Source organism: Variovorax cryoconiti (assembly GCF_051216395.1).
Taxonomy (GTDB): Bacteria; Pseudomonadota; Gammaproteobacteria; order Burkholderiales; family Burkholderiaceae_C; genus Variovorax.
This window is the reverse complement of record NZ_JBPJZI010000002.1, coordinates 545,498-566,734: the sequence shown is the minus strand read 5'-3', so window position 1 is coordinate 566,734 and position 21,237 is coordinate 545,498. Positions and strand designations below refer to the sequence as shown.

At 68.7% G+C, this 21,237-nt stretch carries 21 protein-coding genes; 5 read left to right on the top strand and 16 right to left on the bottom strand.

The genetic code is table 11. The features are described 5' to 3' along the window. The first annotated feature begins 206 nt into the window (after positions 1–206). Together rpsT and ACSFA2_RS07355 are read left to right on the top strand one after the other, a co-directional pair. Positions 207–524, top strand: a complete 318-nt coding sequence (gene rpsT, locus ACSFA2_RS07360; RefSeq protein WP_435449452.1) for a 30S ribosomal protein S20 — start codon at positions 207–209, stop codon at positions 522–524. A gap of 271 nt (positions 525–795) precedes the next feature. Beyond that, positions 796–1,761 carry a chemotaxis protein gene (locus tag ACSFA2_RS07355; protein WP_286648810.1) on the top strand — a complete coding sequence of 322 codons (966 nt, stop codon included), beginning with the start codon at positions 796–798 and terminating at the stop codon, positions 1,759–1,761. Between the two features lie 34 nt (positions 1,762–1,795). Here the strand turns inward: ACSFA2_RS07355 and ACSFA2_RS07350 are convergent, their stop codons facing one another. Next, positions 1,796–2,122, bottom strand: a complete 327-nt coding sequence (locus ACSFA2_RS07350) for a DUF3579 domain-containing protein (protein ID WP_286648811.1) — start codon at positions 2,120–2,122, stop codon at positions 1,796–1,798. Positions 2,123–2,283: 161 nt separating this feature from the next. Here ACSFA2_RS07350 and ACSFA2_RS07345 point away from each other — a divergent pair, with 161 nt between their 5' ends. Then, positions 2,284–3,492 carry an aspartate aminotransferase family protein gene (locus ACSFA2_RS07345; RefSeq protein WP_435454656.1) on the top strand — a complete coding sequence of 403 codons (1,209 nt, stop codon included), beginning with the start codon at positions 2,284–2,286 and terminating at the stop codon, positions 3,490–3,492. Then, complete coding sequence (gene argF, locus ACSFA2_RS07340) at positions 3,489–4,421, top strand: ornithine carbamoyltransferase (protein ID WP_435454655.1); 933 nt, start codon at positions 3,489–3,491, stop codon at positions 4,419–4,421. The genes ACSFA2_RS07345 and argF overlap by 4 nt, the downstream gene beginning before the upstream one ends. Before the next feature lie 34 nt (positions 4,422–4,455). Here argF and ACSFA2_RS07335 read toward each other — a convergent pair whose 3' ends face one another. The 15 genes from ACSFA2_RS07335 to ACSFA2_RS07265 all read right to left on the bottom strand — a co-directional run bounded on the left by ACSFA2_RS07335 (position 4,456) and on the right by ACSFA2_RS07265 (position 19,553). Further along, positions 4,456–5,271, bottom strand: a complete 816-nt coding sequence (locus tag ACSFA2_RS07335; RefSeq protein WP_435454654.1) for an ABC transporter permease — start codon at positions 5,269–5,271, stop codon at positions 4,456–4,458. Beyond that, positions 5,268–6,128, bottom strand: coding sequence for an ABC transporter permease (locus ACSFA2_RS07330; RefSeq protein WP_435454653.1), 861 nt, complete (start codon positions 6,126–6,128; stop codon positions 5,268–5,270). The genes ACSFA2_RS07335 and ACSFA2_RS07330 overlap by 4 nt, the downstream gene beginning before the upstream one ends. Before the next feature lie 26 nt (positions 6,129–6,154). Then, on the bottom strand, positions 6,155–7,198 hold the full coding sequence (locus tag ACSFA2_RS07325; protein ID WP_435454652.1) for an ABC transporter substrate-binding protein: 1,044 nt from the start codon (positions 7,196–7,198) through the stop codon (positions 6,155–6,157). 59 nt (positions 7,199–7,257) lie between these two features. Then, positions 7,258–8,370, bottom strand: a complete 1,113-nt coding sequence (locus ACSFA2_RS07320) for an ABC transporter ATP-binding protein (RefSeq protein ID WP_435454651.1) — start codon at positions 8,368–8,370, stop codon at positions 7,258–7,260. 190 nt (positions 8,371–8,560) lie between these two features. Next, complete coding sequence (locus tag ACSFA2_RS07315; RefSeq protein ID WP_435454650.1) at positions 8,561–9,757, bottom strand: MFS transporter; 1,197 nt, start codon at positions 9,755–9,757, stop codon at positions 8,561–8,563. Then, positions 9,754–10,506: an aspartate/glutamate racemase family protein gene (locus ACSFA2_RS07310; RefSeq protein ID WP_435454649.1), complete on the bottom strand. Its 753-nt coding sequence runs from the start codon at positions 10,504–10,506 to the stop codon at positions 9,754–9,756. Before ACSFA2_RS07310 ends, ACSFA2_RS07315 begins: the two co-directional genes overlap by 4 nt. Positions 10,507–10,518: 12 nt before the next feature. Beyond that, on the bottom strand, positions 10,519–11,940 hold the full coding sequence (gene hydA / locus ACSFA2_RS07305; RefSeq protein WP_435454648.1) for a dihydropyrimidinase: 1,422 nt from the start codon (positions 11,938–11,940) through the stop codon (positions 10,519–10,521). A 39-nt stretch (positions 11,941–11,979) separates the two neighbouring features. Further along, the gene (locus tag ACSFA2_RS07300) at positions 11,980–12,783 is read right to left on the bottom strand and encodes an SDR family NAD(P)-dependent oxidoreductase (protein ID WP_435454647.1); all 804 of its coding nucleotides are present in this window, start codon (positions 12,781–12,783) and stop codon (positions 11,980–11,982) included. Next, positions 12,776–13,792 carry an NAD-dependent epimerase/dehydratase family protein gene (locus ACSFA2_RS07295; RefSeq protein ID WP_435454646.1) on the bottom strand — a complete coding sequence of 339 codons (1,017 nt, stop codon included), beginning with the start codon at positions 13,790–13,792 and terminating at the stop codon, positions 12,776–12,778. Before ACSFA2_RS07295 ends, ACSFA2_RS07300 begins: the two co-directional genes overlap by 8 nt. A gap of 1 nt (position 13,793) precedes the next feature. Further along, positions 13,794–14,564 carry an ABC transporter ATP-binding protein gene (locus ACSFA2_RS07290; protein WP_435454645.1) on the bottom strand — a complete coding sequence of 257 codons (771 nt, stop codon included), beginning with the start codon at positions 14,562–14,564 and terminating at the stop codon, positions 13,794–13,796. Between the two features lies 1 nt (position 14,565). After that, the gene (locus ACSFA2_RS07285) at positions 14,566–15,441 is read right to left on the bottom strand and encodes an ABC transporter permease (RefSeq protein WP_435454644.1); all 876 of its coding nucleotides are present in this window, start codon (positions 15,439–15,441) and stop codon (positions 14,566–14,568) included. A gap of 16 nt (positions 15,442–15,457) precedes the next feature. Beyond that, the gene (locus ACSFA2_RS07280; RefSeq protein ID WP_435454643.1) at positions 15,458–16,453 is read right to left on the bottom strand and encodes an ABC transporter substrate-binding protein; all 996 of its coding nucleotides are present in this window, start codon (positions 16,451–16,453) and stop codon (positions 15,458–15,460) included. 143 nt (positions 16,454–16,596) lie between these two features. Next, positions 16,597–17,958, bottom strand: a complete 1,362-nt coding sequence (locus ACSFA2_RS07275) for an amidohydrolase family protein (protein ID WP_435454642.1) — start codon at positions 17,956–17,958, stop codon at positions 16,597–16,599. Positions 17,959–18,024: 66 nt separating this feature from the next. Continuing rightward, a complete protein-coding gene (locus ACSFA2_RS07270) occupies positions 18,025–18,747 on the bottom strand; it encodes a GntR family transcriptional regulator (protein ID WP_435454641.1) in 723 nt (240 codons plus the stop codon). A gap of 71 nt (positions 18,748–18,818) precedes the next feature. After that, positions 18,819–19,553: a maleate cis-trans isomerase family protein gene (locus ACSFA2_RS07265; RefSeq protein WP_435454640.1), complete on the bottom strand. Its 735-nt coding sequence runs from the start codon at positions 19,551–19,553 to the stop codon at positions 18,819–18,821. A gap of 261 nt (positions 19,554–19,814) precedes the next feature. Here ACSFA2_RS07265 and ACSFA2_RS07260 point away from each other — a divergent pair, with 261 nt between their 5' ends. Further along, complete coding sequence (locus ACSFA2_RS07260; RefSeq protein ID WP_435454639.1) at positions 19,815–21,230, top strand: amidase; 1,416 nt, start codon at positions 19,815–19,817, stop codon at positions 21,228–21,230. Positions 21,231–21,237: the final 7 nt, after the last annotated feature.

Sequence of the window (21,237 nt, the reverse complement as noted above, 5' to 3'; positions counted from 1 at the left end):
GGCGGCGAAGTGTAGGCCCCGCGCCCGTAGCGCCCCCCGGCCCTCTTCGCCAGGGATGCCGCGGAACCGGCTCCGCCGGGCCGCTGGCATCGCCCCCGGTAGGGGGAGGGAGGCCACACGAAGTGGGCAAGCCTGGGGGCGAGCCATGACTCGGGCTATAATGTTCGGCTTTGCTGCATCATCCCCAGACACCAGGAACCTAAAACATGGCATCCGCAAAACCCAAGAAAAAGAACCCGCGCCTCGCGTCGGGCCGCAAGCGCGTCCGCCAGGACGTCAAGATCAACGCCGCGAACACCTCGCTGCGTTCCAAGTACCGGACCGCGGTCAAGAACGTCGAGAAGGCCGTGTTGGCCGGCGACAAGACCAAGGCCACCGAACTCTTCGCGAAGGCCCAGAGCATCGTCGACACCGTCGCCGACAAGGGCATCTTCCACAAGAACAAGGCTGCGCGCGACAAGAGTCGCCTGTCGGCCAAGGTCAAGGCACTCGCCCTGGCCGCACCGGCGCCAGCCGCCGCCTGACCTTCCGTCAGGCCAAGCCCGGACCGGTTCGCCGGTCCGCCGTTTGACAGGGGTGCGCTGCAGCAAAAGTGAGAAACCGCCTTCGGGCGGTTTTTTCATGGGCGCTCGTTTTCCATCCGGCCCGGCGCAGCCGTATTGCGCGGCGCATCGTGCAGATATGCGCAGTTTTCGGGTGAACCCGCCTGCAGGAACGCTGTGGATTGCCGATAGCAACAACATCGGGGGTGCTCAAGAGACGCCATCGATCAGGCCAACACCACCCGGAGACACCATGAGCACAGTTCTGAACGAAGTCGACGAGCGCACCAATCTCACCAGCAGCAATCGGTTCGAACTGCTGTTGTTTCGCCTCGGTGAAGCGCCGAACTCGGACCGGCGGGAACTGTTCGGCATCAACGTCTTCAAGGTGCGCGAGATCATCGTGACGCCCTCCATCACGGCGATCGCGGGCTCGTCGCCCCACGTGATGGGCGTGACCAATATCCGCGGTCAGCTGATGCCGGTGATCGACCTGGCGAGCGCGGTGGGATGCGTGCCGAAAAACGGTCGCAACATCCTGCTCGTGACGGAATATGCACGAACGACCCAGGCCTTCGCCGTCGAAGAAGTGGACGAGATCGTGCGACTCGAATGGAGCCAGGTGCTGTCTGCGGAAGGCAGTACCTCGGCCAGCGGCCTGATCACCAGCATCGCCCGGCTGGACGGCGACGTCCACGGCACGCGGCTGGCGCAGGTTCTGGACGTCGAGCAGATCCTGCGCACCGTGCTGCCGCCGCCCCCCGAAGACACGACGGCCGAGGCGGTCGACGTGAGGGTCAAGCTGCGCCCCGGCTCGATCATTCTGGCGGCGGACGATTCGATGCTCGCGCGCTCCCTGATCCAGCATGGGCTGACGGCGATGGGCGCGGAACACGAGATGACCAAGTCCGGGAAGGAAGCCTGGGATCGGCTGGAGGCGATCGCCAAGGCCGCGGAAGCCGAGGGCAAGACCGCCGCCGACAAGGTGGCCCTGGTCCTGACCGACCTCGAGATGCCCGAGATGGACGGCTTCACCCTGACGCGGAAGATCAAGGCCGACCCGCGCTTCAGCTCGATTCCCGTGGTGATCCATTCGTCGCTCACGGGGACCACCAACGAGGTCCATGCCAAGGGCGTCGGCGCGGATGCCTTCGTCGGCAAGTTCGTCGCGCAGGAACTGGCCGAGACCATCGAGCGGATGCTGCTGGCGCGACGCTAGAAACGACTCGCCCCGCCAGTCGCCCGGCCGCGCCTCAGGGCTTGGCCGGCGGTGGCGTGTCGGGGACGACGCAGGCTTCGGCGATCTGCAGGCCGTTGTCGCGCGCGAAGTTCATGACGAAATCCCAGGCCATGACATCGTGGTCGCGCAGGTCGGTGTGGACGATCACGCACTTCACGCCGCCGACGCTGGTCGGCACGCACCAGGGCGAATAGCTCAGGTGGCTGCCCGGCGTCGCGCCGCCCGGGCGGAAGGAACTCATCACGCCAGCGAGCCGTTCGGCCCAGTCGCTCGGGCGAAAGGTGCGCCCGTCGGACGTGATGCCCTGGATGAAAACTTCTTTGGCGCGGGGAGAAATCATCGGTGGGAAGAAGGCGTCACAAGGCGTTGTGCTGCGACGCACAAGATTCTATCCGCGGGCTCGTCCCACGGCATGTCGGCCGACATTGCTGCGATGCGGAATCGGCAACAAAGCCGCAAAGCCCGCCGCCTAGAATCGCCTTCCCTTCCCCGGAGAACCGCATGAGCGCCCTTGCTGTCGAACCCACCTCGCCCCACGTCATGAACACCTACGGTCGCCTGCCGATCGCGCTGTCGCACGGCCAGGGCTGCCGAGTCTGGGACACGAACGGCCGCGCCTACCTCGACGGGCTGGGCGGCATTGCGGTCAACACGCTGGGCCATAACCACCCCGAGCTGGTGCCCGCGCTGCAGGACCAGCTCGCGAAGATCATCCACAGCTGCAACTACTACCACGTGCCGGGCCAGGAAAAGCTGGCCACCAAGCTGACCGAACTGGCCGGCATGACCAATGTCTTCTTCTGCTGCACGGGCCTCGAGGCCAACGAGGCCGCGCTGAAGCTGGCGCGCAAGTTCGGCCACGACAAGGGCATCGAGCGCCCGGAGATCGTCGTCTACGAAGCGGCCTTCCACGGCCGCTCGATCGCCACGCTGTCGGCCACCGGCAACCCGAAGATCCAGAAGGGCTTTGGCCCGCTGGTCGAGGGTTTTATCCGCGTGCCGCTCAACGACATCGACGCCCTGAAGAAGGCGACCGTGGACAACCCGAACGTGGTCGCGGTGTTCTTCGAGGCCATTCAGGGCGAAGGCGGCATCCACCCGATGGCGCTGGACTACATGCGGCAGGTGCGCGCCCTGTGCGACGAGCGCGACTGGCTCATGATGATCGACGAAGTGCAATGCGGCATGGGTCGCACCGGCAAGTGGTTTGCGCACCAGTGGGCCGGCATCGTCCCCGACGTGATGCCGCTGGCCAAGGGCCTGGGCTCGGGCGTGCCGATCGGGGCGGTCGTGGCCGGCCCCAAGGCCGCGAACATCTTCGGCCCGGGCAACCACGGCACGACCTTCGGCGGCAACCCGCTGGCCATGCGCGCCGGCATCGAGACCATCCGCATCATGGAAGAGCAGAAGCTGCTCGACAACGCGGCCACGGTCGGCGCCCACCTCAAGAGCGCGCTGGAACGCGAGTTCGAAGGCCTGGCCGGCGTCAAGGAAGTGCGCGGACAGGGCCTGATGCTGGGCATCGAGCTCGACCGGCCCTGCGGCATCATCCTGAATCGTGCCTGCGACGCCGGCCTGCTGCTGTCGGTCACGGCGGACAGCGTGATTCGCCTGGTGCCGCCGCTGATCCTCAGCGTGGCCGAAGCCGACGAGATCGTCGCCATCCTCGCGCCGCTGGTCAAAGCCTTCCTGGCGGAGCCGACCCCATGACGACCGGCACGACCCTCCGGCACTACCTGCAGTTCTCCGATTTCAGTGCGGACGACTACGCCTACCTGTTCGAGCGCGCCGCGATCATCAAGAAGAAGTTCAAGGCCTACGAGCGCCACCAGCCGCTGGTCGACCGCACGCTGGCGATGATCTTCGAGAAGGCCAGCACCCGCACGCGCGTGAGCTTCGAGGCCGGCATGTACCAGCTGGGCGGCTCGGTCGTGAACCTCACGACCGGCGACAGCCAGCTGGGCCGCGCCGAGCCGATCGAGGACAGCGCCAAGGTCATCAGCCGGATGGTCGACATCGTGATGATCCGCACTTTCGGCCAGGACAAGATCGACGCCTTCGCCGCCAACTCGCGGGTGCCCGTCATCAACGGCCTGACCAACGAGTTTCACCCCTGCCAGATCCTGGCGGACATCTTCACCTACATCGAGCACCGCGGCTCGATCCAGGGCAAGACGGTGGCGTGGGTCGGCGACGGCAACAACATGGCCAACACCTGGCTGCAGGCGGCCGACATCCTGGGCTTCACGGTGCACGTGAGCACGCCCAGCGGCTACGAGGTCGACCAGTCGATCGCGGGCATCCGCTCGGCCGAGAGCTACCAGGTCTTCAAGGACCCGATGGCAGCCTGCCGCGGCGCCGACCTGGTGACCACTGACGTCTGGACCAGCATGGGCTACGAGGCCGAGAACGAGGCGCGCATGGCCGCCTTCGCCGACTGGTGCGTCGACACCGACATGATGCGCATCGCGCAGCCCGACGCGCTCTTCATGCACTGCCTGCCGGCGCACCGCGGCGAAGAGGTCGAGGCCGACGTGATCGACGGCCCGCAGTCGGTCGTCTGGGACGAAGCCGAGAACCGCATGCACGTGCAGAAGGCGCTGATGGAGTTCCTGCTGCTGGGGCGCCTGACGGCCTGAGAGCGCCTTGCCCCGTCGGCGCTGCCGGCCGGGCTCAGCGGATGCGCTTGCTGATGCCGGCGACTCGTTCCATGACGACCATCAGCACCAGCGTCACCAGCACCATCAGGGTCGAGACGGCGGCGATGCTCACGTCCAGGCGCCCTTCCAGGTCCTGCCACATGCGGATCGGCAGCATGTCGGTGGAGGCATCGCGCAGGAACAGCGACACCGGCACGTTGTCGAACGAGGACATGAAGCTGATGAACGCGCCCGCGGCCACGCCCGGCGCGATCAGCGGAAGCGTCACGCGGCGGAAGGTGTACGCGCGGCTCGCGCCCAGGCTGGCCGAACTCTCGAGCAAGGCCGGTGGCAACTGCGAGAGCGCCGCGACCGTGGTGCGGATGACGTAAGGCACGCCCACCACCGTGTGGCCGATCACCAGCGTCCAGAGCGACAGCTGAATGCCGATGCGCGAGAAGTAGATCAGCGACGCCAGCCCGAAGGCCAGCGCCGGCAGGATCAGCGGCGACATGAAGAAGGAATCGAGCACCCGCGCCATCGCCTTCTCCGAGCGCGCGATGGCCATGGCCGCGCCGACCCCCAGCACCACCGCGAGCATCGTGGATGCGCAGGCCACTTTCAGGCTGTTGAGTGCCGCGTACTGCAACTGGAAAGCATCGGGCAGCGAGGCGTACCACCGGAAGGAATAGCCCGGCGGCGGAAACTTGAGCGAAAAACCGTTGGTGAACGACAGCACGATCACGATGACGGTCGGCGCCAGCAACAGCACCGTGGCGATGACCGCGATCGCGCCGAGGACCCCCGTCAAGGCGATGGCCGAGCCTTCGTACTTGCGGCCGGCGCTCATGCGCCTGCGCGGCTGAGCCGCCCGAGGAGGTTGAAGACGCTGACGCAGGCCATCACTGCGATGAGAAAGACCAGCGAAATCGCCGCGGCGAAGGGCCAGTTCTGCAGCGACGAGGCCTGCTGGTAGATGTACATCGGCATGAAGAGCATCTGGCCGCCACCGATGAGCGACTGCGAGATGAAGGCGGTGATGCTGGCCGCGAAGGTCAGCAGGCAGCCGGCCAGGACCCCGGGCAGCGTGAGTGGCAAGGTGATCTTGACGAAGGTCCGCAGCGCGCTCGCGCCGAGCGCCGACGACGCATCTTGCAGGTTCGGGTCGAGCTTCTGCAACGCCGTGATGAGCGGCAGCACCATCAGCGGCAGTTGCACGTTGGCCAGCGTGACGATCAACCCGCCGCGGGTGTAGAGCAGTTTCAACGGCGCATCAATCCAGCCGAAATCCGCCAGCACCGAATTCACGATGCCCTGGCGCCCGAGGATCACGACCCACGCGAAGGTGCGCACCACCACGCTGGTCAGCAGCGGCATCAGGATGGCCAGCATCAGCAGCTTCTGCAGACTGCCGGGGCTGCGCACATAGCACCAGGCCAGCGCGTAGCCGAGCACGAGGCACAGCAGCGTGGTCTGCAGGCCGAGCCACAGCGTGTCGAACAGCACCGGCAGCGTGAAGCCGTCGGTCGCGATCTTCACGTACTGGTCGAAGCCGAAGGACTTGAGCTCCGGCGTGGCGTAGAAGCTGATGACGACCAGCAGCAGCAGGGGCGCCAGGAAGAACAGCACGAAGAACGCCCCCAGCGGCGTGGCGAACGCCAGGCTGTAGCCGGTGACGGGCGGACCCTTGAGGACGGCGGCGGTCATCGTGCGTGCTCGCGCTCAGCGCGCCATCAAAGCTTGATTTCGCGGTTGAAGCGATCGATCCAGGCGGCGCGGTTCTCGTTGATCTTCTTCCAGTCCTGGAAGACGAACTTTTTCTTCATCTCGGCCGTGTCCTTGACCAGCACCTTGGCGATCTCGCCTTCCATCTTGACCTTGCCGTTGGTCGGTACCACCAGGTAGGGTGCCTGCATCAGCTTGCCCTGCACCTCGGGCGACAGCGCCACGTCGATGAGCTGCGCGGCCAGCGCCTTGTTGGGCGAGTTCTTGACGATGTGGATGCTGGTCTTGAAAGCGATGGCGCCTTCCTTGGGCGCCACGAACTCGACCGGCACGCCGCGTGCCTTCAGGATCTGGATGGCGTTGAAGTTGCCGGGGCTGATGTCGATCTGGCCCTGCTGGTAGAGCGCGGCCAGCGCGCCCGGGTTGGCGGCCACGGCGGCCAGGTTCGGCTTGAGCTTGTCGATGGCCTTGAAGCCTTCCTCGACATTGCCTTCGCCGCCGCCGTGCATGCGCGCGATCTCGACCAGGAAGCCGGTGCCCAGCGTCGAATTCAGGTTGGTGATGCCGACGCGGCCCTTGTATTCGGGCTTCCACAGGTCGGCCCAGGAAGTCGGCGGCGTCTTGATCTTCTCGGGGTTGTAGGTCAGGCCCACCACCTGGAAGAACATCGACGGCCCCATCGGGTCCTGCGCCTCGGGGATCAGGTCCTTGTAGTTCTTGCTGCCGGCAACGGGGAAGGGCTCCACCAGGTCCTGCCCGATGGCGGTCAGCGCCGGACCCGGGTCGTGCAGCATCACGTCGATGGGCGGGTTGTTGCGCGCCGCCGCGACCTTGGCGATCTGGTCGACCGAGAGCATCGCGTCGAGCAGCACGTCCTGGCCGGTCGCCTTCTTGAAAGCGGGCACCAGCACGTCGCGGTGCGCCTCTTCCCAGCTGCCGGTGAAGGTGGCGAACACCAGCTTGCGCGCCTGCGCCTGGCTGATGCCGGGGAAGAGCTGCATCGCACTCAGCGTGAGCGCACTGCCGAGTAGATGACGACGGGACAGTTCCATGGAAGACCTCGTGAAAGTGAGTGGAAGTGAGACGGGATGCGTCGGGATGGAGCGAAATCTCAGGGGGCGGCGAACACCGTGACGCCCTCGGGCGACGCGGGCCGCAGCCGGACGCGGGTACCGGCGGCGCGCGGCCCCATGCCCGGTGTGCGGGGCTCGGACAACTTGAGCCGCAGGCCCGAGGCGGTGCGGATCTCGTGGACGATGGTGGCGCCCAGCGGCATGCCCAGTTCGACCGTGCCTTCGAGGCCGTCCGACGCGGTGTCCGCGTCCAGCCGCATGTTCTCGGGCCGGATGCAGGCGACCACCCGCGCGCCCGGCGCGACGCCTACCGGCGCCCGCGCGGCGAGCCAGGTGCCGTCGTCCAGCAGAACGCCGGCGTGCGCACCGGACACGTCGCCCAGCACGCCCGGCAACACATTCGCGGTGCCGACGAACTGGTTCACGAAGTAGGTGGCCGGCGTGTCGTACACCGCCGAAGGCGCGGCGAACTGTTCGAGCCGGCCCTGGCTCAGCACAGCCACGCGGTCGGCCATGCCAAGCGCCTCTTCCTGGTCGTGCGTGACGATGATGGCGGTGGTGCCGGCCGCGCGCTGGATGCGCTTGATCTCGATCTGCATGTCCAGCCGCAGGCTCTTGTCGAGCGCCGAGAAGGGCTCGTCGAGCAACAGCACGCGCGGCTCGATCGCCAATGCGCGGGCCAGCGCCACACGCTGCTGTTGCCCGCCCGACAGCTGCTTGGTGAGGCGGTCGGCCAAGTGCCCGAGCTGCACCATCTCGAGCATCTCGGCGGTCCGCTTGCGGGCGGCCTGGCGGTCGGTGCCGCGTGCCGCCAGGCCGTAGCCGACGTTGTCCGCCACCGTCATGTGCGGGAAGAGCGCGTAGTTCTGGAACACGATGCCGACCTGGCGCCGCGCCGGCGGCAGGTCGTCGATGCGGCGCCCGCCGACCACCACCTTGCCCGAGGTCTGTTGAATGAAGCCCGCGATGATCCGCAGCAGCGTCGTCTTGCCGCAGCCGCTCGGGCCCAGCAGCGCGACGAGTTCGCCGGCCTGCACTTCCAGGGTCACATGGTCGACGGCCAGCGAGCCCGCATAGCGATGCACGATGTCGTCGAGCGTCAGGCTTTGTCCGGTGGTCGATTCCATGGTCTTCACACATGCAATCGGCATGCCATGTTTGTATCCAATGTGCGCAGACTGATCTTTTGCAGCGTCAGCGTTGCGCCGAGACAGCCTGCTCTACCGCCACTGAAAACGGACGCGATCGTCCGCAGATACCCGTCGTCGTCATTTGGTGCAATCCAGCACTGAATTGGATACAACTTGTCGATCAGATGCACCGAAAAGGCGGCCAGGCGCGCTACCCGGGCGTCGTCCGCGCCATCAGCAAGCGCACGCCCATCGCGCCCGCGGCCGTGAGCAGAACGGCGAAGGCCGTCGTGGTCCCCGCCGCAGCACCGAGCGCGGCGAAGCCGATCGGCGCCAGCGCCAGGCCGGCGTAGCCGAAGAGCAGCACCGCACCGCTCACCGCGCCGGCGCGTTCAGGGCCGGCCAGCCGGGCGATCTCGGCGACCATCACGCCGTTCCAGCCGCTGGCGCTGAGCCCCAGCACCCCCAACAGCAGGGCCAGCGCGGCGGGCGGCGGCACCCCCGGCCAGAGGAAGAGCGCCAGGCCGGCGGTACCCATCATCAGCCCGAGCACGCCGACGAGGCGCACCGTCGAGACGCCCGGCCGCTGCGCCACGCGGCCCCAGAGCAGGCGGCCGACCAGCCCCGCGGCCTGCATCAGCGCGACCCAGCCGGCCGCCACAGGCACCGGCAGCGACCAATGGCGCACCGCATGGCTCATGGTGAAGAAGTTGAGGCACACCTGCGTGGCCATGAACACGACCGTCGTGGCCGTCAGCACCCGCAGCGCCGGCGATGCGGCGAGTGCGCGCAGCCCGCTCGCATCGAGGGCCGCGCCGGGCGATGGCACGCGGCGGACGGCAGGCGGCGCGCCGTCCACCCGCTGCAGCGCGAAGCAGCACAGCGCCACGGCGAATGCGAAGGCCGCGACCGCCCCGAAGGCCACGGCCGCGTGCACCAGCATCAACGAAGGCAGCAGCAGCGAACCGGCCACGGCACCGATCTGGTTGCCGGTCTGGCGAACCGAAAAGACCCACGGCCGCCGCGCGGGCGGCGTCACCCGCGACAGCACGGCGGCACTGGCGGGCGTCTCCGGTCCGAAGGCCAGGCCCAGCAGCACCGCGGCCGGCCACAGCGACCAGCGCGCGGGCCCCAGACCGAGCGCATCGGCCACGACGCACAGCATCGCGAGCAGCACGCACACCATGCAGAGCCCCGCCAGCGGCAGGTCACCGACGCGGCCGATCAGCCAGCCGGTCGCGAGCGACGACAGGGCGCCGACACCGAACAGCGCGGTGCCCAGCCACCCCAGCGTGGCGAGGTCGACGCCCAGTTGCGGCGCCAGCACCGAGAGCGAGAACGCGCCCATGGCCACGACCGCCTGCACCGCCGTCATGGCGGGCAGCGTGCGGCCGAGCGCCGTGATCAAGGGGTCGCCCGCGGACCAAGCAAGCGCGCGATGGCATCCGGCAGGCCGGCGTTGGGCTTGACCGGCGGCGGCGCGAAGCTGCCGCTGCGCGCCTTGCCCGGCGACAGCGCCACCATCGTCTCCGCATGCCGCACGGCGCTCGACACGCCATCGACCACCGGCACCGGCAGCTCGCCACGCACCGCGCGCGCCAGGCCCGCCAGCGGTGCGCCGGCGAGGATGATCACCTCGGCGCCGTCCTCGGCCACGGCGCGCTCGCACAGCGCGCGCAGCGCCTCTGCATGGTCGGTCTGCACGCTGCCGATGCCGGCCAGCGGCTGGTCGAGCGCACGGATGCTGGCGAGCCTGCCGATCAGCCCGTTCGCCTCCACCACCTCGCGGTACCAGGCGCTGATGCGCTGCGAGATCGCGACGATCGAGAAGCGGTGGCCCAGCAGGCAGGCGCTGGCCAGCGCCGATTCGCTGAGGCCCAGCACCGGCACCGGCAGCGCCTCGCGCAGCCCGCCCAGGCCCGGGTCGCCGAAGGCCGCGATGATCACCGCGTCGTGCCCCTCGACATGCTCGGCCGCCACCTGCGCGGTGGCGTAGGCGCCGATCAGCGCCTCGAAGCGCGTCTCGATGTAGGCCACGCCGAAAGGCGCGGTCTTCATCGTGATCTCGGTGCCGGGCGCCGCCGTGCGTCGCGCTTCGACCTCGATCAGCGCCGTGACGCTCTCAGAGATGTTGGGGTTGATGATCAGCAGGCGCATGGCGTCAATCGCTCAGGCGGCGCGGCGGGCCGGCATCAGCGACGGTGCGCCGCAGGCCAGCAGCTGGCCGCGGCCCGGCTGCGGATGGAAGTCGCGGCCGTCCCACACCACCTCGCCGCGGCTGAGCGTCAGGCCCGGCCAGGCCTTCAGGCGCATGCCTTCGTAGGGTGTGTAGTCGACCTCGTGGTGCAGTTGCTCGTTCTTCAGGATGAAGTCGCGCTCGTCCCAGATCACCAGGTCGGCGTCCGCGCCGATCGAGATGCTGCCCTTGCGCGGGTGCAGGCCGTACGCCTTGGCTGGGCCGGTCGCGGTCAGCTCGACGAAGCGGTGCGGCGTCATGCGGCCGGCCAGCACGCCTTCGGACCAGAGCAGCGCCATGCGCGTCTCGATGCCGGGGATGCCATTGGGAATGTGGCGAAAGCCGACCTCTTCGCCATTGGGCTTCTTGCCTTCGGGCGCATCGAACTTGAAGGGCGCGTGGTCGGACGAGAACACGGTGAAGAGCCCGTCGTTGAGCCCGTCCCAGATCACCTGCTGGTTCGCCTTGTCGCGCGGCGGCGGGCTGCACACGCACTTGGCGCCCTTGTAGCTGTCGTCGATGCCCAGGTCTTCGGCCGTCAAGAAGAGGTACTGCGGGCAGGTCTCGGCGAACACGCTCAGGCCGTGCGCGCGCGCCCAGCGGATCTGCTCGACCGCCTCGCGGCCCGACACATGCACGATCAGGATCGGCACGTCTACCAGCTCGGCCAGCGCGATGGCGCGGTGCGTCGCCTCGCGCTCGACCAGCATCGGCCGCGAGTGCGCGTGGTAGCGCGGCGCGGTGCGGCCGGCGGCCTCGAGCCGCTTGGTCAGCCATTCGATGCAGTCGGCGTTCTCGGCGTGGATCATCGCCATCGCGCCCTGCTGGCGCGCGACGTCGAGCACGTCCAGGATCTGGCCGTCGTCGAGCTTCATGTCGTCGTAGGTCATGTAGATCTTGAACGAGGTGAAGCCTTCGCGGATGAGTTCGGGCAGCTCGACCTTCAGCACCTCGGGTGTCGGGTCGCTCACGATCAGGTGGAAGGCGTAGTCGACGTGCGCCTTGCCCTCGGCACTCGCGCGGTAGTCCTCCACCGCGGCGCGCAGCGATTGGCCCTTCTGCTGCGCCGCGAACGGGATCACGGTCGTGGTGCCGCCGCAGGCCGCCGAGCGCGTGCCGGTGTTGAAGTCGTCGGCGTTGCGCGTGGGCGGCGGCATCGGCTGGTCGAGGTGGCAGTGCGCGTCGACGCCACCCGGCGTCACGGCGCGGCCGGCCGCGTCGATCTCGCGCGCACCCGGCCCGATGCCGAGCCCGAGCTGCACGATGCGGCCGTCGCGGATGCCGATGTCGCTGGTGAAGGTGTCGCTGGCCGTGATGGCCTTCGCGTTGCGGATGACGAGGTCGAAGTCAGGCATGGGGTACGTCTCTTGAGAATCTGTGAAGCGATCGGCGGTTCAGGCGGCCATCCAGCCGCCATCGACCATGAGTTCGGCGCCGGTCACGAAACGGGCGTCGCTGCTGGCCAGAAAGAGCACAGCGCGTGCCACGTCGTCAGGCCGCCCGAGGCGCGGCCAGGGCGTGCGGCGCTCCGCGCGTTCCATCACCACGGGGTCGACGGCCCGACCGCCGGCACCGGTCTGGATCTTGCCCGGTGCCACCGCGTTGCAGACGATCTGTTGCGCCGCATAGTCGGCCGCCACCTGCCGCGTGAGGTAGGCGATGGCGGCCTTGCTGGTGCCGTAGGCCAGGTCGCCCGGCGCCGCGATGATGCCGTGCTGCGACGACAGGTTGACGATGCGCCCGCGCACCTCGTCGACCAGCGGCTGCGTCACCATCTGCCGGACCGCGGCGCGGCAGCATCGGTACACGCCCGACAGGTTCACGTCGAGCACGCGCTGCCAGTCGGCTTCTTCGAGCTCGAGCAGCGGCCGGGCATGGCGAATGCAGGCGTTGTTGACCAGCACGTCGAGCCGCCCGAAGCGCGCGACGGTCTGCGCCACCAGCGCGTCGACCTGCTCGGTGCGTGCGACGTCGGTCGAGACGAAGACCGCGTGCCCGCCCTCGGCGGCGATCACATCGACCGTCGGCGCGCCGCCCTCGATGACCTCGGTGGTCACATCGGCCACGACGACGATCGCGCCGTGCGCGGCCAGCGTGCGTGCGATGGCACGGCCGATGCCCGACGCGGCGCCGGTGACGATGCACACGTGGCCGGCCATGCGAGCAGACGCGATCGACGAAGAAGTGGATTCAGACATGGGCGGGCGAAGCGGCATGCGCGGTGCGTGGGGCGGCGCCATGGCGCTCGCGCCAGGCCAGGAAGTCCTTCGCCGCGGCCGCGAGATCGAAGCGCGGCGCGAAGCCGGTGTCGGCACGCAGGCGCGCAATGTCCATCGGCGCGCGGTCGTAGGGGGCGTAGTAGTCGACGTTGGTCGGCTCGCCCGCGCGCGCCAAGCGCCAGGCGAAGTCCGGATGCTGCGCGACGAGCGCGTCGCACCAGTCGCTCATCGACCCCATGAAGCCCGCCGCCACGTTGTAGACGGCGTGCGGCAACCGCGGACGGTCGAGCAGCGCACTGATGGCCGCGGCCACGTCGCGCACGTAGAGCCAGTCGCGCCGGCTGTCGCGCGGCAGCGCGGCCGGCTCGCCACGTTCGGCCAGGCGCAGCACCTGCAGCGGCGCGCTGAGCGTGTCGCGCACGCCGGTGTCGGCCTCCCACGGGCCGAAACAGGTGCCGAGCCGGCCGACCACCAGGTCGAGCCCATGCAGCGCGGCCAGGCGCAAGGCGGCGCCTTCGGCCGCCTGCTTGGAAATGCCGTACAGCCCTTCCGGGCGCAGCGGTGTGCCGTCTTCTTGCAGCGCAGCGACACCGTTGCCGCTCGCGCCGTAGACCGAGCCGGAGCTCGCATGCAGCACGCGCGTCACGCCGCAGTCGGCCGCGGCGGTGAGCGCTGCGATCACGCCACCGACATTGACCTCAAAGATCGCGCCGGGCGTGGCGCGCTCGCGCCTGGCATCGGCCGTGATCGCGGCCAGCGTGACCAGCCGCTGCGGCCGGTGCAGCGCCATGGCCTGCCGCAGCGCGTCGGCGTCACGCACGTCGCCCACCACCATGCTGAAGCGGCCCGACAGGCCGTCGAAGGCCTTCGCTGCCGCCGGCGGCAGCGGCGCGCGGTCGAAACCGATCACGTCCTCGCCGCGCCACATCAGGTGCTCGGCCAGCGCCAGGCCGACGAAACCGCAGGCACCGGTGATGAAGGTCGACACCTCAGGCTTCCACGGTGGCGGGTTCGGGGCGCAGCAGCGACAGGATGTGGCGCTTGTAGTCGTTGAACTGCGGGCTGGTGGGGTCGCGCGGGCGCGCCAGATCGATCTTGATCATCTCGCGGATGCGCCCCGGCCTTGCCGACATCACGGCCACGTGCGTGCCGAGCGCGAGCGACTCGTCGATGCCGTGCGTCACGAAGACGATGGTGCTCTGGCTCTCGCGCCAGATGCGCACCAGCTCGCCGTGCATCTCCATCTTGGTCTGCTCATCGAGCGCGCCGAAGGGCTCGTCCATCAGGATCACCTCCGGGTTCATGAGCAGCGCGCGCGCAATGCCCACGCGCTGGTTCATGCCGCCCGACAGCTCGCTCGGGAAGTGGTTCTCGAAGCCCTTGAGGTTGACCATCTCGATGAAGTGCTGCGCCTTCTTTCGACGGATGTCCTTGCCAACGCCCTGCATCGTGAGATGGAAGGCCACGTTCTCCCACACGGTAAGCCACGGCATCAGCGTCGGCTGCTGGAACACCACGCCGCGGTCCGCGCCCGGCGCGGTGACCACCTGGCCACCCACCTTCACCGTGCCTTCGGTCGGATGGTCGAAGCCGGCGATGAGGTTGAGCAGCGTCGACTTGCCGCAGCCGCTGGGGCCGAGCAGGCAGAGGAATTCGTTACGGCCGACCTCGACGCTCACGTTGTCGAGCGCCTTCACCGCGCTCTTGCGCTTGGGGTCGTCGAACAGGCGCGTGACGTTCTGGATGGTGATGAGGCTCATGTCATCCCTCTTTCGCTTGAAGGGTCGAGCCGCGCTGCCAGCGCAGCACGCGCCCGGCGATCAGCTTGATGGCGAGGTCGCTCAGGTAGCCGAGCAGGCCGATGCTCACCATCGCGGCGATCACGATGTCGTAGCGCAGGAAGTAATACGAATCCCACAGCACGTAGCCGACGCCGCTCTTGACCGCCACCATCTCGGCGGTCACGGTCAGCATCCAGGCCGAGCCGACGGCGATGCGCAGGCCCGAGAAGATGCTCGGCAGCGCCGCGGGAAAGACGATGTAGCGCAGCAGCTTGCCCGGCGTGCCACCGGTCATCGCGCCGGCGCGCAGCAGGTTGCGGTCGCAGGTCTTCACGCCGTGGATGGTGCTCAGCAGGATCGGGAAGAAGGAGCCGAGGAACACCAGGAAGATGGCCGGCTTGTTGGCGATGCCGAACCAGATGATGGCCAGCGGGATCCACGACACCGGCGGCACCGGCCGCAGGATCTGCAGCACCGGCTCGATGAGGCGTTCGACGGTGCGCGACCAGCCGATCGCCATGCCGATGGAGACGCCCAGCAGCGTCGAGATCGCGAAGCCTGCGAACACGCGCGTCGCGCTCGCCGCCACGTCGAAGATCCAGTGACCGCTGTAGGTCTGCGTGTTGCCGTCGGTGCCGATCACCCAGTCGGCCCAGGCCACCATCACCTGCGACGGCGCCGGCAGCAATGCGGGCGGCAGCACGCCGGAGCGCGAGAAGATCTCCCAGCCGACGAGCAGCAGGAACGGGACGATGGCGCGTTCGATGCGGCGGTAGAGCCGCTTGATCAGCGCCGGCCGCGCGGCAGCGGTTGGCTGCAGCACCGGCAAGGTCGGGGCGGAAGACGAGAGCGCCATTGCGTGTGCCGATCGATCAGTAGCCCAGCGCCGACTTCGGCTTGCCGGTGGCCGCTTCGAGGAAGCGGTAGTCCATGTTCTTCTCGACCGCGGCGCTCACGTCGGTGTTGATGTACTTCAGGTCGCGCATCATCTGGGCGATGGCCACGGCCGAGGCACGGTGCATCTGGTAGTCGGGGTACAGGTTGGCGACGGCGCCCGTGGCAACGGCCTTGTCGAGGCCCGTCACCTTCTGGATCGTGTCGATGAACAGCGCCTTGTCGCTGGCCATCAGTTCGTTCACCTTGATGATCGAACGCACGGTCTGCTCGACGCCCTTCGGACGCGAGGCGATCACGTCGGAGCGCGTGACGATCAGGTTGGTCAGCTTGCCGGCGGCCTGGTCATACGGGAAGGCGAAGAACTTGGCGGCCTTCACTTCGCGGATCTGCGTGGCGAAGGGGTCGACCGAACAGATCAGTTCCACCTCGCCGCGGCGCAGCGCCTGCACGTGGTCCGACGGGTTCGGGATGTTGATGAACTGCACGTCCTTGTTGATGTCGATGCCCTGCTTGGCGAAGGCGCCGCGCATGTGGATGTCCTGCGCGTTGCCGCGCGAGGCCGCCACGCGGAAGGGCTTGCCCTGCGCCTTGTAGTCGGCGATCAGCTTCTTCAGGCCGGCCCAGTCGTTCTCGGCCAGCGGCACATCGTTGCCCACCAGGATCTGCGAGCCGCCGTTGATCTGGCCCGAGATGGCCACCACGTCGAAGCCCTTGTCCAGCGCCGTGGCGTAGTGCAGGTAGGTCACCTGCGCCACGTCGATGCTCTTGGAGAGCAGCGCGGTCAGGACGTCGTTGCCGGTGTTGAAGGCGATGGCTTCCAGCTTCACGTCGGTCGCCTTTTCGGGCGTGAGCGCCAGCGGCGTGCAATGGGCGCACTTGGCGTAGCCGAGCTTGATGGCGTCCTGCGCCTGGCTGGCCAGCGGCACGACGGCGGCGGCCACGACGATGAGTTTCGCGATGAACTTGAACATGGTGTTCCTCGAAGGTTGGAGGGAGTCCGCACAGGGACCTGCCTCTTGTCGTGCAAACACCGTGCCAGCTTTGAATCCAATTCAAACGTCAAATTGGATACAAAGTGTCCGTCGATGGTGCAAGGTGCACCTTGATGCAGCGGTTATTCCCAGTAGCGCTTGCCCTCGTCGCCCCACAGCTCACGCGTGGCCGCCTCCGCTTCGGCGCACACGGCCTCCATGTCGACGCGCGTCGGCAGGCCGTCCTCCACCAGGATGTCGCCCGCCACCACCACCATCCGCACGTCGCGGCCCTGCCCCGTATGCACGAGGTTGCCCAACGGGTTCACGTGCGGGCGCAGGTGCGGCCGGTTGGCGTCGAAGACCACCAGGTCGGCCGCCTTGCCCACCTCCAGGCTGCCGATCTCGCCCGCCATGCCCAGCGCCTTCGCGCCGCCCATCGTTGCCATGTGGAAGACATGGTGCGGCTGCCAGCTGTCGTCGACGCGCCCTTCCTGCACGCGCGCCGTGACCAGCGCCCAGCGCATCAGCTCGACCATGTCGCCGTGCTGCGTGTCGGTGGCCAGCGCCATGTTGACGCCGGCACGCTGGAGCATCGGCGTGGGTGCGAGCCGGCCAGAGGTGGCGTTGCACTTCGGGATGTGCACCGCGTGCGCGCCGGCCGCGGCCATCTTCTGCGCGTCCGATTCGGTGACGTAGATGCAGTGGCCGCCCATCAGCTGTTCGTTGAGCAGGCCGACGTCGGCCAGCACCTCCGTCGACGTGCGGCCGCTGCGCTCGCGCACGCGGTCGACCTCGACCTGGCTCTGGCCCAGGTGCGTGCTCACCGTCAGGCCGTGCGCCGAAGAGGCCGCCGCGACCTCCTTCAGGAAGCCGTCGGAGCAGGTGTCGACGGCATGCGCCGCCAGGTTGACGCGCACCCGCGGGTGGCCTTGCCAGCGCGCATGCAGTGCCAGGCCCGCGTCGAGTGTCTTGCGGCCGATGGCCGCCTCGTGGCGCCAGTCGCCGTGCGCCACGCGCGCGAAGTCGACGTCGTGGATGCGCCAGCTCGGGCACAGGCGCATGCCGAGCTCGACCATCGCCTCGGTGCCGACATCGGCGTGCACGAAGTTGTCGCCGATCACCGTCGAGCCGGCCAGCAGCGCCTCCAGCGCGCCCAGCCGCGCCAGCGCGCGCGCCTGCGACGGGTTCACGCGTGTGCCCTTGGGAATGCCGGGCATGTACGACGGCGCGAAGCCGAGGTCGGCCGCCACGCCGCGCACCATCGTCAGGATGCTGTGCGTGTGGACGTTGACGAAACCCGGCGTGACGAAGTGGCCGGGCAGGCGCAAGGTGCGCGTGGCCGTGTACCGGGCCGGCGGCTGCGCGTCGAGCCAGGTGATGCGGCCGTCGCGGATGCCGATGGCGCCGTCGCGGATCTCGGGGCGCGCCGGGTCGGCCGTCAGCGCGATGGCGCCGAGCAGCAACAGATCGAAAAAGGGAACGGGGGATGCGGCGTTGTCCATGCCCACGCCGAAGCAATGGCCGTGCCGCGTTTTGTATCCAATCGCCCGGCGGTCGGCCGGCAGTCCTCAGCCGAGCAGCACTTCGGCCAGGTCGATCTCGGGCTCGTCCTCGACGTGCAGGTTGAGCGACTTCTCGATGTGATGCAGGTGGTCGGTCATGAGGGCGACCGCCGCCTTCTTCTGCCCGCCCTCGATGGCATCGATGAGCAGCGTGTGCTCGTCGTTCGGGCAGGCCGCCACGGTGGGCGCCTCGAAGGTCAGGATGGCCAGGCAGGTCAAAGGCGTCAGCTCGCGCATCATGCGCGCCATGATGCTGCTGCCCGACAACTGTGCGAGCTGCACGTGGAACTCGCCCGACAGCCGCACCGCCGCACGGCGGTCACCCACGTCGTGGGCCTGCTGCTCGCGCTTGACCAGCGCACGCAACTGCTTGATCGCGGTGGGCGCCTTGCCCTCGGCGATGCGGTCGATGAGCCGCAGCACCACCGCCGGCTCGAGCGTGCGGCGCACCTCGAGCACGTCGTGCGCCTCGTCCACGCTGGGCGTCGTGACGAAGGCGCCGCGGTTGGGAATGAGCGTGACCAGTTGCTCCACCGCCAGGCGCTGCAGCACGCCGCGCACCTGCGTGCGGCTCACCGCAAACAGCTCGGCCACGCGCTCCTCCGACAGCTTGGTCCCGGGCAGCAGGCGGTGCTCGACCACGGCTTCGTAGATGCGTTCGTAGATATCGGCCTTGGAGGCCGTCTTGGACGACGGCTTCAGGGCGCGGCGGGACGTGGAGATGGCCATGGTGCGGCTGTGTTCGGGAAGAGGTGCGACAGAGGCCGGATGGTACCCAGAAGACCGCGGCAGCGCCGGCGTCAGTGCCATTCGCCGAACAGGCTGCCCCAGCCGACGACCCGGCGCGTGTCGACGCCGCACAGGCGCAGCGCCTTCCAGACCGCCGTGCTCACCGTGTCGTAGATGGGAATGCCGAGCTCGGCTTCCAGCGCCGGCACCAGGTGCGCCGCGCGCAGGTTGGTGCAGAAGGTGCTGATGCATTGCGGCGACGCCTTCGCGACCTCGCGCACCATGCGCATGATCTCTTCCGGTGTGACCTCGGCGAACTCGAAGTTCACATGGTGGCCCAGGTGCTGCTCCGCCAGGCACTCATAGCCGTTCGCACGGTAGTTGGCGACGATGCGCTCCTGGACATCGGCGAGGTAAGGCGTGGCCAGCCCGAAGCGCTTGCGGCCCGACAGCTGCATCGCCTCGTTGAAGGCCAGCACAGAGGTGCAGGCCGGGATGCCCGTCTCTTCGGTGATGCGGGCGCACAGCGCCTCGTCGGCCTCGAAGCCGAGCCAGCCCGACGACGTGCCGTTCCAGGCGATCACGTCGACCCGCGCGTCGGCCAGCAGCCGCGCCGCTTCGAGGATGGGCGCGATGTCGAACTGCCCGAGCGCCTGCGAGCGCAGCGAGATCTCGGTCACGCGAAAGCGCGCGAAATGCGCCGACACCTCGGGCAGGTCCGCCACCATCGCCGACGTGATCGGCTCCAGCGCGGTATTGGACGAGGGGGTCAGCATCCCCAGCAGAACACGTTTCATCGGACCCATCTCTTGAAAACTCGGCGGGATCGAGCGATCCCGGACAGTGGGGTTGTGCGCAATCTTCATGCCATCGGGCGATGTATCGCCCCGCGCCGCCAGAGAGACGGCGCCACCCCAGGCCGGTGCGGTCGGCGCGCCAAGATGGCGTGGTGCGCACCATATGTGCACAACTCAAATCCATATTGTGTCCAATCCATTAGCGCATTGGAGCCAATGAATGCAGGGACATCCGCCCTCCATTGGCATGCTTCTTGTGAAGACCAGCCCATGCACACCGACACCGCCACGCACGACAGCCCATTGCACACGTGGACGGCGCGGGCCCTGGCGACACAGGTGGCGGCCGGCGCGCTGCGCGCCGTCGACGTCGCGCGGCACTTCATCGCCCGGGTCGAGGCGCTTAACCCGGGCCTGAATGCCATCGTGCAGTTCGATCCGCAGCAGGTGCTGGACGAGGCCGTATCGGTCGACCGGCGGTTGGCCGCCGGCGAATCGCTGCCAATGGCCGGCGTGCCCTTCACCGTCAAGGACAACCTCTGGGTCGAAGGCCGCCGCATCGCGCAGGGCTCGAAGCTCTTCGAGGACTTCATCGCGCCGCGCGATGCCTGGGCCGTGGCCCGGCTGCGAACGCTCGGCGGCGTGGTGCTGGGCATCACGAACTGCTCGGAGTTCGCCTGCAAGGGCGTGACGACCAACCTGCTGTACGGCGCCACGCGGCATCCGATCGACCCGTCGCTCACGCCCGGCGGCTCGTCGGGCGGCGCGGTCGCGGCCCTCGCGTCGGGCCTCGGCCTGCTGGCGCTGGGCACCGACGCGGGCGGCTCGATCCGTCGGCCGGCCGCGCATTGCGGGCTGGTCGGCTTCAAGTCCAGCCCCGGGCTGATCCCCCACCCGTGGGGTTTCGCGGAGCCCAACTACGGCCTGTCGGTCATCGGGCCGATGGCGCGCAACGTGGCCGACTGCGCCTGGCTCTACGATCACCTGCTGGCCTATGACGCGGGCGACCCGGCCGGCGTGCCGATCGCCAGCGGGCTCGACGCGCTGCCGACGCTCGACGCGCCGCCGCAGGCGCTGCGCGTCGCCTGGAGCCCGCACCTGGGCTGCGACTTCGCGGTCGATGCCGATGTGCTCGCCGTGCTGCAGCAGCGCGTCGATGCCCTGCGCGCCACCGGCTGGCAGATCGTCGATGCCGACCCGCCCTGGCCCGCGGAAGCCCGCGAGTACCCGCTGATGGCCCTGCAGGTGGCCGGCCTGCATGCGCTGTACGGCGGCCGCCTGGCGAGCGACCGCGCGCGCATCGACCCGGTGCTGGTCGGCCAGATCGAGGCCGGCGCCGCGGTGACGCCGGCCGATGTGGCACGCGCGCTGCGGCTGAAGGAACGCATCGCGGGCAGCCTGTCGCGCTTCTTCGAATCCTTCGACGTATTGCTGTGCCCCACCACGCCGGTGACGGCCTGGCCGCTCGATCAGCTCGGCCCAGCGGTGATCGGCGGCCGCCCCGCCGGGCCGCGCGGCCACGCGGCCTTCACGCCGCTCTTCAACTACTGCGGCGTGCCGGCGTGTTCGGTGCCCGCGGGCACGGTGCGCGGGTTGCCGGTCGGGCTGCAGGTGGTGGCACCGCGCTACGAGGACGCCCGGGTGCTGCAATGCGCGCGCGGCATCGAGGCACTCGACGGCGCGTGAACGGCCC

Bases quoted from the DNA above. Each gene is read 5' to 3' on its own strand.
- ACSFA2_RS07270 (WP_435454641.1), bottom strand. From the start codon at position 18,747: ATGGCCATCTCCACGTCCCGCCGCGCCCTGAAGCCGTCGTCCAAGACG.
- ACSFA2_RS07265 (WP_435454640.1), bottom strand. From the start codon at position 19,553: ATGGGTCCGATGAAACGTGTTCTGCTGGGGATGCTGACCCCCTCGTCC.
- ACSFA2_RS07260 (WP_435454639.1), top strand. From the start codon at position 19,815: ATGCACACCGACACCGCCACGCACGACAGCCCATTGCACACGTGGACG.
- ACSFA2_RS07350 (WP_286648811.1), bottom strand. From the start codon at position 2,122: ATGATTTCTCCCCGCGCCAAAGAAGTTTTCATCCAGGGCATCACGTCC.
- ACSFA2_RS07290 (WP_435454645.1), bottom strand. From the start codon at position 14,564: ATGAGCCTCATCACCATCCAGAACGTCACGCGCCTGTTCGACGACCCC.
- ACSFA2_RS07300 (WP_435454647.1), bottom strand. From the start codon at position 12,783: ATGTCTGAATCCACTTCTTCGTCGATCGCGTCTGCTCGCATGGCCGGC.
- ACSFA2_RS07320 (WP_435454651.1), bottom strand. From the start codon at position 8,370: ATGCCGATTGCATGTGTGAAGACCATGGAATCGACCACCGGACAAAGC.
- ACSFA2_RS07310 (WP_435454649.1), bottom strand. From the start codon at position 10,506: ATGCGCCTGCTGATCATCAACCCCAACATCTCTGAGAGCGTCACGGCG.
- ACSFA2_RS07330 (WP_435454653.1), bottom strand. From the start codon at position 6,128: ATGACCGCCGCCGTCCTCAAGGGTCCGCCCGTCACCGGCTACAGCCTG.
- ACSFA2_RS07355 (WP_286648810.1), top strand. From the start codon at position 796: ATGAGCACAGTTCTGAACGAAGTCGACGAGCGCACCAATCTCACCAGC.
- hydA (WP_435454648.1), bottom strand. From the start codon at position 11,940: ATGCCTGACTTCGACCTCGTCATCCGCAACGCGAAGGCCATCACGGCC.
- ACSFA2_RS07325 (WP_435454652.1), bottom strand. From the start codon at position 7,198: ATGGAACTGTCCCGTCGTCATCTACTCGGCAGTGCGCTCACGCTGAGT.
- ACSFA2_RS07335 (WP_435454654.1), bottom strand. From the start codon at position 5,271: ATGAGCGCCGGCCGCAAGTACGAAGGCTCGGCCATCGCCTTGACGGGG.
- ACSFA2_RS07275 (WP_435454642.1), bottom strand. From the start codon at position 17,958: ATGGACAACGCCGCATCCCCCGTTCCCTTTTTCGATCTGTTGCTGCTC.
- ACSFA2_RS07345 (WP_435454656.1), top strand. From the start codon at position 2,284: ATGAGCGCCCTTGCTGTCGAACCCACCTCGCCCCACGTCATGAACACC.
- rpsT (WP_435449452.1), top strand. From the start codon at position 207: ATGGCATCCGCAAAACCCAAGAAAAAGAACCCGCGCCTCGCGTCGGGC.
- argF (WP_435454655.1), top strand. From the start codon at position 3,489: ATGACGACCGGCACGACCCTCCGGCACTACCTGCAGTTCTCCGATTTC.
- ACSFA2_RS07285 (WP_435454644.1), bottom strand. From the start codon at position 15,441: ATGGCGCTCTCGTCTTCCGCCCCGACCTTGCCGGTGCTGCAGCCAACC.
- ACSFA2_RS07280 (WP_435454643.1), bottom strand. From the start codon at position 16,453: ATGTTCAAGTTCATCGCGAAACTCATCGTCGTGGCCGCCGCCGTCGTG.